Source organism: Rodentibacter trehalosifermentans (genome assembly GCF_002000545.1).
Lineage (GTDB): Bacteria > Pseudomonadota > Gammaproteobacteria > Enterobacterales > Pasteurellaceae > Rodentibacter > Rodentibacter trehalosifermentans.
Window position 1 is genome coordinate 1 of record NZ_MLHL01000104.1, and the last position, 8614, is coordinate 8614.

An 8614-nucleotide genomic window follows, 5' to 3' on the forward strand; every position below is an offset into this window, starting at 1 on the left:
AATGGTGTGGAATTTAGGACTAATCTACTACAGCCCCCCCCTTTTTTTATCTCACGTAAACGATAAGGTTACTTGGGTAGGAGGTCTGAATTTTAATAGGAATTTTCAGGAAATTTCTGTGGGCGCTATTGTAATGTTTGGATAGAAATGTCAGTCAATTTTCCAAACAAAAATGGCGTTTTAAACGCCATTTTTTCAGTTATACCATCATCATTCCTATGATACTTCTTGTAGCTTCTTTCACTTCTGTGAGTTTCACTCGTACAATATCCCCGATTTTGTAGGTGCGTTCACCTTTAATGTAAAGGGCGAGTTCGTCAGCATTGACTTGGATTTCTTCCTTATTATTGTGAAGAGTAGAGGCAGGCACAAACATAGAAGCGCCATTTTCTAATAATTGAACCCGTAATCCGCCGCGCATCACATCTTGCACTTCTGCCTCAAATTCAGCATTTTCAGCCACTTTATCGGCAAGATAGCGGCAATATAACCAATCAGCAATATCACGCTCTACGAGGCGGTTTTGGCGACGGGCTTCTTGTAATCGGGTGAGTACCTCATCTTGTGGTTTTTCACAAGTCTGTTGGGTGAGCACGGCTTTGATTAAGCGGTGGTTTACCATATCGGAGTATTTACGAATCGGTGATGTCCAAGTGGCATACCCCTCCAAGCCTAAACCAAAGTGTGGGGCGAGCTCTGCTTTAAATTCAGCAAAAGTTAAATAGCGGCGTAAGCGTAGCTCTAAATAATCCCCTTCAATAGGTTCAATATCGTGACGCATTTGGCAATAACCGTTTAGGGTGGATAAATTTTCCACCGAATAACGTTCGTTCAGTTCCGCTTGGTTTTCTTCATTGGCTAAATTTGCCATTAAGAATTGGTGGGCGTTTTCCAAGAATTTTTTATCAAAACCGCTATGGGTGTTGAAAATCCCGGTGTGAGCTTGCTCGTTTAAGAATTGTGCCGCACAAATATTGGCAATAATCATGGATTCTTCCACAATCTGATTAGCAATGCGGCGGTGTTCCGCTTTGATCTCTTGTACTTTTCCATTTTCAGCCAGTACAAAAGAATAGTCCGGTTTTTCTTTAAATAATAATGAATGGGTTTTACGCCAGTTAATTCGGGCGAGGGTGAATTGGTGTAAACGCTGAATTTGTGTGGTTGTTTCCGCCGTTTCCGGTTGCCACGCATCAGGTGTTTGCTCTAAATAATCAGACACTTTGTTATAGGCAAGTTTCGCTTTGGATTGAACATAAGCCGAAACAAAATGCGGTTTAGCGGTGATATTGCCTTGTAAATCCGTTTCAATATAGCAAACTAGGGCAGGACGGGTTTCATTTTCCATTAAAGAGCAGAGTTCATCGGAAAGTTCCCGTGGCAACATTGGGATATTAAAACCGGGCAGGTAATTGGTAAAACAACGTTGCTTCGCATCTTTTTCAATTTGTGAATCAAGAGCGATATAAGCTGTGGGATCGGCAATCGCCACCACTAATTTCCAACCGATTTGCTCCCCATTTTGCGCCACAGGTTCGATATAGAGCGCATCGTCCATATCTTGTGTGCTTTCGCTGTCAATGGTGACAAAATGAAGTGCGGTCAAATCTTCACGAGTTTGTTGATCAAGCATTTCATAGTGATCCGCACCTTGCACCGGATAACGGGATTGTTCGTGGCGGGCGAGAGTGACCCACCAAGGGGCAAACTCATCGTCAGCACGGCAGATAAATTGGTTAATGGTGGCGTAGAAAAAGCGATCATCTCGTAACAGGGGGGGTTTCAAATTAGCGACCACCCAATCCCCTTCTTGCAATTCTTCTTTTACCGATTTGGCTTGTTGTGCACCAATCGGTTGATTAATGCTTGGATGATCCACCAAGACTTGTAATTTCTTGTCTTTATTGAACCGCACTTTGGCAATAAAACGGGTCAACATCGGTTCAATTAAGGATTCCGGCTCTGCTTGTTCTTTATCGCCTTGTTTTTCAATAGTGGCGGTAATTTTATCGCCATGCATCACCTTTTTCATGGCAGGTGGCGCAATAAAATAAGTTTTTTTATCACATTCTAAAAAACCATAGGCTTTATCGGTGCTTTTTACCACACCTTCTACACGTTCTTTGCTTTCGTGAATTTGTTGTTTAAGTTGTGCGAGTAGTGGATTGTTTTGGAACATAGTTATATTTTAAAAAAGAGAAAAGGCAGACCGAAAAGTCTGCCTAGAAATAAATCAAAAGAAAAATTATTCTTCGCCTAATTCACCCATTGCGGTGATGCTGAAACCGGCATCCACATGAACGATTTCACCGGTAATACCGGATGCGAGATCAGAACATAAAAACGCAGCGGAATTACCCACATCTTCGATAGTCACTGTACGGCGTAATGCGGCGGTTTTCTCAAAGGCTGAAAGCATTTTCTTAAAGTTTTTAATGCCTGATGCCGCTAATGTGCGGATTGGGCCGGCAGAAATGGCATTCACACGAATACCTTCTTTGCCTAAATCAGCTGCCATTACACGAGTGGCGGCTTCTAATGAGGCTTTAGCCAAACACATCACATTGTAGTTCGGGATGGCACGTTCCGCCCCTAAGTAAGAAAGGGTGAGTAATGCCGCATTTGGATTTAAATAAGGACGTGCGGCTTGTGCCATTGCCACAAAGCTGTATGCACTGATATCATGTGCAATACGGTAGCCTTCACGGGTGGCGGCATTGACATAATCGCCGTCTAACTGATCGCCCGGCGCAAAGGCGATGGCATGTACGAAGCCGTCAAATTTATCCCAATGTTTGCTTAATTCGGCAAAGCAGTTTTGAATACTTTCATCGGTCGCCACATCTAAAGGAAGGACGATATCAGAGCCAAATTCTTTGGCAAATTCTTCTACACGCGGTTGTAATTTGTCGTTTAAATAAGTGAACGCAAGCTCTGCGCCTTGTTCTTTCATTGATTTAGCAATCCCGTAAGCAATAGAACGATTGCTTGCAAGACCGGTGACTAAAATTCGTTTACCTGTTAAGAAACCCATGTTTTTTCCTATTTGTTAAAAAATACTGCGTAGTATAGTCGAAAAATGGGTTGAATACAAAGCAGACCAAGCGTGCAAAAGAAACTTTATTTTCAACGAAATTTTTCTTTGATTTGAGTCACTATGCCGATAGGGTTGAGTTCAAGGGCTTCACAATAGGCGATAAATTCAAAAACATCTAATCGTCTATCCCCTGTCTCGACTTTGCCTACAAATGAGGAGACAACGCCCATTTTTTCGCATAATGCACGTTGTGATAAACCGAGAGCTTTCCTTTGTTTTAAGAAAATATCTCTTAACCAAAGATGCTCGCTAGAGTGGATTGATAATCTTAAATTTGTCATTGTACCTATTTTAGGTACAAAATTTCTTGAACCTTTTTTAGGTTTAATGTAGAATCATTTTTAAACCTGTTTTAGGTTTTTGTTGTAGTTATTAACTCTTGGAGGATTTATGGGATTTTTAGATGGACTTGGTAAACTTGCTGGTGCTGCAATGAATGAGATAAAAGAAGCTGGGGAAAGATCAAAGGTTTATAAGCAAGAAATGCTTGACAAATCAGATTATGAGCTTGCTCGTATATTTAAACGAGATAACTCACTTTCCCCTATTAGAGCTGGAGCTGCATTGCAGGAATTAAAATCTAGAGGTTATAATCAGGACGAAATAAAGGAGATGGTTCGTAATGCATAGAGGTTTCTTTATGTCTGGAAGTATTAAATTGCCCCACAGTTGCCCTAAATGTGGTGAAACCGCATATACAGCGGTTGAATTACAGGAAAAGTTTGGCTATAGAACAACTAGTTCTAAGAGTGCATCAAATCAAAGTTGGTGTAAAAAATGTAGATCCTAAATTACTAGGAGAGACGTTAATTTTTTATAGGCTATATCAGGAGTTATATCTCCTATATAGCTTATTTATTAGGTGGTTGAAATGTTTGGATTATTTAATAAGCTCTTTGGATCAGAAGAAAATGAAACAAAGAGAACACAGAAAAAGATACATGATATAGTAACATCTATTGAAAATGAACGGAAATCTAAGTCTAAATCTCGTTGGGATTTTGATGATGTTTATAGAAGAGCAACAGAGGAACAGGAGCCTACCTATAAATTTTTGCTTGGTCAAATATACTATTATGGGGATGGTGATATTAAACCTGATTATGAGAAGTCTATTTATTGGTATACAGAGGCAGCTTTGTCTGGGGATCTACCTGCAATGGTTCATTTGGGATGCTTTTATCGAGAGGGAGACTGTGGTGTGGAAATTGATATAGAGAAAGCTAAATATTGGTTTAGAGAAGCTAAAAAAGGAGGATATAATTTAAATAAAGATATATTAGAATTTATTTCAAATTAAATGAAAATTTAGAATTATAAGAGGAGAAATATATCGATAAATTTATTCTCCTCTCAGTATGGCTAACAATTATAGTTTAGACAAAAATCTATAACAATATAGTTAAGCCGGATTATCAATATCCTTAAATTCCACATCAAAACCATATTCTTTGGCTAACCATTCGCCTAAGGCTTTAATGCCGTAACGTTCGGTGGCGTGATGTCCGGCGGCAAAAAAATGGATGCCTTGTTCACGGGCGGAATGAATGGTTTGTTCGGATACTTCCCCTGTAATGAAAGCATCACAACCTTTTGAGGCGGCTAAGTCGATATAGCCTTGCCCCCCTCCGGTGCAAATGCCGATTTTACGGATAAAGTGCGGTCCGTTTTCCGTGCAAATTAACGGTTTACGGTGAAGGGTTTGTTCAATGCGTAAAGCAAATTCCTCCGCCGTGACCGGTTGATTTAATTCGCCCCAAACAGGAATACTTGGTGTGTTATTTTCGAGAGGGCGTAAGTTTTCAATACCTAAAAGTTTGGCAAGTTGTGCATTGTTACCTAATTCGGGATGCACATCTAAAGGCAGGTGATAGCCATATAAATTAATGTCATTGATTAACAGGGTTTTTATCCGTTTGCCTTTCATTCCCCGAATACAAGGCGTTTCACTTTTCCAAAAATAGCCGTGATGGACGAGCAGGGCATCCGCTTGTTGGCTGACCGCATAATCAATTAAGGCTTGGCTGGCGGTCACTCCGGTAATGATTTTTTTGATATTTGCTTTGCCCTCGACTTGTAAGCCGTTTGGCGCATAGTCGGAAATTTGGTTTGAATTGAGGGTTTGGTTAAGAAGTTGTTCAAGTTCTAGATTATTCATTGTCAAAGAGAAATGAGAAAAAGATGCCGTATAGTACGAAATTTTCAAAAAAATAACTAGCCAAAAAGAAAGATGAGGGCATTGTGTTTACCCATTTTATGGTCGCCTTTTTATTCAATTCCTACTAATTTATGGGTTTGTAAACTCAGTTGCCATTTTGGCTTCCATTTGTGGGTATGAGAGCGTTGATTGAGTTGACCTAACTGGGTGATCGTTTCCAGTAAATTCATTTTTCCTTCTCTTTCACAAGGAGAAAGATAGTAATGTTCAGCCTGAATTTTTTGTTCGATCAACTCACAAAAAGGCAGGATATTTTCATCCACCACAATACGCACCTCATTGGCAACGCTTAAACATTGTTTTTCATATTTGTGGGCATAAAGTCGCTTAGGGCTGGTGGCGATGTAATCAATTTGCGGCGGAACAGGTTTTAATCCATTGGTTTCAATGGCAAGGAAATAACCGGCTCGTTTGAATTGTTCGAGCAAATATTCAATGTGTGGCACGATAGTGGGTTCGCCCCCGGTAATGATAATATTCTTTGCAGAAAATGACCGCACTTTTGCCAAAATTTGTGAGGCGGATTGGCGTTCAAATTGGTTATAGGCGGTATCGCACCAAGGGCAGGTGAGATTGCATTTGCCAAAACGCACAAAAATACTGGGCATACCCGTATTGAAGCCTTCCCCTTGTAGGCTTTCAAAAATTTCTACGATATTAAAATGTGGTTCTAAAATGTTTTGATTTTTCACCGCACTTTACTCCGAATATTCACAAAAAGAAGTGGGCGTTTCCCACAAGCGAATGGTGGAAACCGGCAATTTTTCATCGTATTTCAAACGATTGAAAATAAAACGAGCCAGTTCTTCAGCGGTAGTGCGGAAAGGGACGCCAAAAGTTTTAGAATGGAGTTCTTGCAGTAATTGAGCAATTTTACTTTCACGCTCGTTGGTTTCATCGTAAATAAAAGCATGATCCATAGGGATTAAAATGGCTTTTTTCACAATCGCTTTGAGATCGGAAAAATCCATCACCATGGATTTTTTCGCACCAATTGGGGATAAATCTCCGCTAATTTCCACTTGTAACTTATAGGTGTGGCCATGCAGGTTTTGACATTTTCCATCATGACCGTCCAACAAATGCGCCATATCAAAACTAAATTCTTTGGAAATTTTAAACATTATTGCTGCCTTTTTGTGCGAGATATTCCGATAAGCCTTGATTGCGTAATCGGCAACTTGGGCATTGTCCGCAGCCCCCTTCGATACCTTCATAGCAGGTATGGGTGTGGGTGCGCACATAGTCTAAGACACCCAATTCATCGGCAAGCTGCCAGGTTTGCGCTTTAGTGAGATACATCAACGGTGTTTTAATGGTGAAGGCATAATCCATAGCAAGGTTGAGCGTGACATTCATAGATTTGATGAACACATCACGGCAATCGGGATAACCGCTAAAATCCGTTTCACATACGCCGGTGATGATGTCTTGAATGCCTTGTCCCTTGGCATAAATCGCCGCATAAAGTAAAAATAAGGCATTTCGCCCATCAACAAAGGTATTGGGAAGTTTGTTATTTTTTTGTTCGATTTTCGCCTGTTTATCCATAAGGGCGTTATGGGTGATGGCATTTATCACCGAGGTATCCATTAGGGTTTGCTTTATGCCGAGATCCTGGGCGATCCAACGGGCTTTTTCCAGCTCAATAGCATGGCGTTGACCGTATTGAAAGGTGATGGCTTCGACATTTTCTTTGCCGTAATCGGCGATAGCTTGGAATAAACAGGTGGTGGAATCTTGCCCACCGGAAAAGATGACAACCGCTTTTCGATTGCGGTTGGGGTTTGAAATATTCATGAGATTGTACCTAGTTTTTTTATGTAGGAGGTTTGCGAACTACAACGTTGAGCGGGCATTTTAGAGATTGTAGGGGATTTTATCAAGTTATCTTGATTTTTTGAGGAAATTTAAAAAATATTAAAAATAATGCTTGCATTGCCTGCCGTTTTAAGCATAAACTCAAAAGCAACTGATTTAAGAGGAATTAACAATGAAAATGAACCGCACTTGTCGCCATCACCACCATACCTGATTATCTTTCGGGTATGGGTGTATGGCCGGAAGAGAACAAAATATCTTCCGAGTGCGATAACATCATAGCAGAACCATAGCCCCTCGGAAGGAAACTTTCGAGGGGTTTTTGTTTATTTAAACTTCAAAAAGCAGGAAAACAATATGACAAACACAACACAAACATCAAATCGTTTACGCATTGCTTTGCAAAAAAAGGGGCGCCTTAGTCAAGATTGTGCCGCACTTCTAAAACAATGTGGGGTGAAAATCAATTGGAATGAGCAACGTTTAATGGCTTATGCAGAAAATATGCCCATTGAAATTTTACGAGTGCGTGATGATGACATTCCTGGACTGATTTTTGATGGCGTGGTCGATCTCGGCATTATTGGCGAAAATGTGCTGGAAGAGGCGGCGTTAGGGCGAATTTCAGCAGGCGAAAGCGCTGATTACCAAATGCTGAAACGCCTTGATTTTGGCGGCTGTCGTCTTTCGCTTGCCGTGCCACGTGAGATGCCTTACCGCCAACTCAATGATCTTCGCAACAATCGCATTGCCACTTCCTACCCAAACTTACTCAAACGTTATATGCAAAGCCAAAATGTCCCGTTTAAAAACTGTTTACTCACGGGATCGGTTGAAGTTGCGCCAGCAGCAGGGCTTGCCAATGCCATTTGTGATTTGGTTTCATCAGGTGCAACGCTGGAGGCCAACGGCTTACGCGAAGTGGAGGTTATTTACCGCTCTAAAGCCTGCTTGGTACAAAGTATTCAGCCGTTGGATTGCAAAAAACAGGCGTTAATCGACCGCTTGCTCACCCGTATCCAAGGTGTGCAACAGGCGGCGGAGTCAAAATACATTATGCTACACGCCCCGAAAGATCGCCTTGCAGAAATTACCGCACTTTTGCCAGGCGTTGAAAACCCGACCATTCTGCCCCTTGCCCATGACACCAACCAAGTGGCAATGCACGTCGTCAGCCAAGAAAATCTCTTTTGGGAAACGATGGAACAGCTCAAAGCCATTGGTGCAAGCTCCATTTTGGTGTTACCGATTGAAAAAATGATGAAATAGTGATGATGAGGGAAATGCTATGATTATTACAACCTTAGGGGATAATGCATATCCCTCTACTTGCAGCTATTTAGCAGCTCAAAAACAATACCTGGGTGAAAAGATTATATTATTAGATAGTTTTGAAGCGTGTTTGGAAAGCCTTAAAATTGGCAATTCTGATATATCTATTATTCCGGCAGCTTATCCTAAGCTAAACAGTATTATTG

Annotated in this window: 11 protein-coding genes, 1 riboswitch and 1 other annotated feature; of the genes, 4 read left to right on the forward strand and 7 right to left on the reverse strand. The window is 41.0% G+C overall.

Annotation, left to right across the window (positions count from 1 at the left end; all coding sequences use genetic code 11):
- Nucleotides 1-199 precede the first annotated feature (199 nt).
- The 3 genes from rnb to BKK52_RS13035 form a co-directional block, all read right to left on the reverse strand.
- Nucleotides 200-2179 (reverse strand): exoribonuclease II, encoded by a 1980-nt coding sequence (rnb, locus tag BKK52_RS13025; protein ID WP_077478880.1) that lies wholly within the window; start codon nt 2177-2179, stop codon nt 200-202.
- A 66-nt stretch (nt 2180-2245) separates the two neighbouring features.
- Nucleotides 2246-3034, reverse strand: coding sequence for an enoyl-ACP reductase FabI (locus tag BKK52_RS13030; RefSeq protein ID WP_077417232.1), 789 nt, complete (start codon nt 3032-3034; stop codon nt 2246-2248).
- Nucleotides 3035-3126: 92 nt separating this feature from the next.
- A complete protein-coding gene (locus BKK52_RS13035; RefSeq protein WP_077417231.1) occupies nt 3127-3378 on the reverse strand; it encodes a helix-turn-helix domain-containing protein in 252 nt (83 codons plus the stop codon).
- A gap of 109 nt (nt 3379-3487) precedes the next feature.
- Here BKK52_RS13035 and BKK52_RS13040 point away from each other — a divergent pair, with 109 nt between their 5' ends.
- Together BKK52_RS13040 and BKK52_RS13045 are read left to right on the forward strand one after the other, a co-directional pair.
- Entirely contained in the window at nt 3488-3727 is a 240-nt protein-coding gene (locus BKK52_RS13040) for a hypothetical protein (RefSeq protein ID WP_077417229.1), read from the forward strand.
- A gap of 241 nt (nt 3728-3968) precedes the next feature.
- Nucleotides 3969-4397: a tetratricopeptide repeat protein gene (locus tag BKK52_RS13045; RefSeq protein ID WP_077417227.1), complete on the forward strand. Its 429-nt coding sequence runs from the start codon at nt 3969-3971 to the stop codon at nt 4395-4397.
- Between the two features lie 102 nt (nt 4398-4499).
- On the opposite strand, the gene BKK52_RS13050 is transcribed toward BKK52_RS13045, so the two are convergent.
- The 4 genes from BKK52_RS13050 to queC form a co-directional block, all read right to left on the reverse strand.
- Nucleotides 4500-5255 (reverse strand): Nif3-like dinuclear metal center hexameric protein, encoded by a 756-nt coding sequence (locus tag BKK52_RS13050; RefSeq protein WP_077474584.1) that lies wholly within the window; start codon nt 5253-5255, stop codon nt 4500-4502.
- A 110-nt stretch (nt 5256-5365) separates the two neighbouring features.
- Nucleotides 5366-6007, reverse strand: a complete 642-nt coding sequence (locus tag BKK52_RS13055; RefSeq protein ID WP_077417223.1) for a 7-carboxy-7-deazaguanine synthase QueE — start codon at nt 6005-6007, stop codon at nt 5366-5368.
- 6 nt (nt 6008-6013) lie between these two features.
- Nucleotides 6014-6439 (reverse strand): 6-carboxytetrahydropterin synthase QueD, encoded by a 426-nt coding sequence (gene queD, locus BKK52_RS13060; protein WP_077417221.1) that lies wholly within the window; start codon nt 6437-6439, stop codon nt 6014-6016.
- Nucleotides 6432-7115 carry a 7-cyano-7-deazaguanine synthase QueC gene (gene queC / locus BKK52_RS13065; RefSeq protein WP_077417219.1) on the reverse strand — a complete coding sequence of 228 codons (684 nt, stop codon included), beginning with the start codon at nt 7113-7115 and terminating at the stop codon, nt 6432-6434. Before queC ends, queD begins: the two co-directional genes overlap by 8 nt.
- 4 nt (nt 7116-7119) lie before the next feature.
- Nucleotides 7120-7164: riboswitch (PreQ1 riboswitch) on the reverse strand.
- 167 nt (nt 7165-7331) lie between these two features.
- Nucleotides 7332-7463 (forward strand) — a sequence feature (His leader region).
- Nucleotides 7464-7493: 30 nt separating this feature from the next.
- On the opposite strand from queC, the gene hisG reads away from it, so the two are divergent.
- Both hisG and BKK52_RS13075 read left to right on the forward strand, forming a co-directional pair.
- Nucleotides 7494-8405, forward strand: coding sequence for an ATP phosphoribosyltransferase (hisG, locus tag BKK52_RS13070; protein ID WP_077478881.1), 912 nt, complete (start codon nt 7494-7496; stop codon nt 8403-8405).
- 19 nt (nt 8406-8424) lie between these two features.
- Nucleotides 8425-8614, forward strand: a 190-nt coding sequence (locus BKK52_RS13075; protein WP_143531435.1) for a hypothetical protein, incomplete at its 3' end; no start/stop codon positions are given.

Excerpts from the sequence above, each read along its gene's own strand:
- BKK52_RS13045 (WP_077417227.1), top strand. The coding sequence starts at position 3,969 with ATGTTTGGATTATTTAATAAGCTCTTTGGATCAGAAGAAAATGAAACA.
- hisG (WP_077478881.1), top strand. The coding sequence starts at position 7,494 with ATGACAAACACAACACAAACATCAAATCGTTTACGCATTGCTTTGCAA.
- BKK52_RS13035 (WP_077417231.1), bottom strand. The coding sequence starts at position 3,378 with ATGACAAATTTAAGATTATCAATCCACTCTAGCGAGCATCTTTGGTTA.
- rnb (WP_077478880.1), bottom strand. The coding sequence starts at position 2,179 with ATGTTCCAAAACAATCCACTACTCGCACAACTTAAACAACAAATTCAC.
- BKK52_RS13040 (WP_077417229.1), top strand. The coding sequence starts at position 3,488 with ATGGGATTTTTAGATGGACTTGGTAAACTTGCTGGTGCTGCAATGAAT.
- queC (WP_077417219.1), bottom strand. The coding sequence starts at position 7,115 with ATGAATATTTCAAACCCCAACCGCAATCGAAAAGCGGTTGTCATCTTT.
- BKK52_RS13050 (WP_077474584.1), bottom strand. The coding sequence starts at position 5,255 with ATGAATAATCTAGAACTTGAACAACTTCTTAACCAAACCCTCAATTCA.
- BKK52_RS13030 (WP_077417232.1), bottom strand. The coding sequence starts at position 3,034 with ATGGGTTTCTTAACAGGTAAACGAATTTTAGTCACCGGTCTTGCAAGC.
- queD (WP_077417221.1), bottom strand. The coding sequence starts at position 6,439 with ATGTTTAAAATTTCCAAAGAATTTAGTTTTGATATGGCGCATTTGTTG.